1 pseudogene is annotated in these 265 nt (G+C 47.2%); it reads left to right on the plus strand.

What is annotated here, in order from left to right:
* Positions 1-94 precede the first annotated feature (94 nt).
* Positions 95-265 (plus strand): annotated as a pseudogene (locus BOQ64_RS25010) (1,4-dihydroxy-2-naphthoyl-CoA synthase); the annotation flags it as partial.

Below are 265 nucleotides of genomic sequence, written 5' to 3' on the forward strand. Positions count from 1 at the left end.
GCAATGAACCTTACGGACGATGGTATGGTAGGGCAGCAGGTCTTTGCAGGAGAAGCTACCCGTCTTGCTTATATGACAGAAGAGGCTCAGGAAGGAAGATACAGCTTACGAATGGGCTCAGGAAATATTAGCTAAATCTCCAACTTCTATCAGAATGCTGAAATTCGCAATGAACCTTACGGACGATGGTATGGTAGGGCAGCAGGTCTTTGCAGGAGAAGCTACCCGTCTTGCTTATATGACAGAAGAGGCTCAGGAAGGAAGA

Origin of the sequence: Chryseobacterium sp. CH25, assembly GCF_004119455.1 — a bacterium.
Taxonomy (GTDB): domain Bacteria; phylum Bacteroidota; class Bacteroidia; order Flavobacteriales; family Weeksellaceae; genus Chryseobacterium.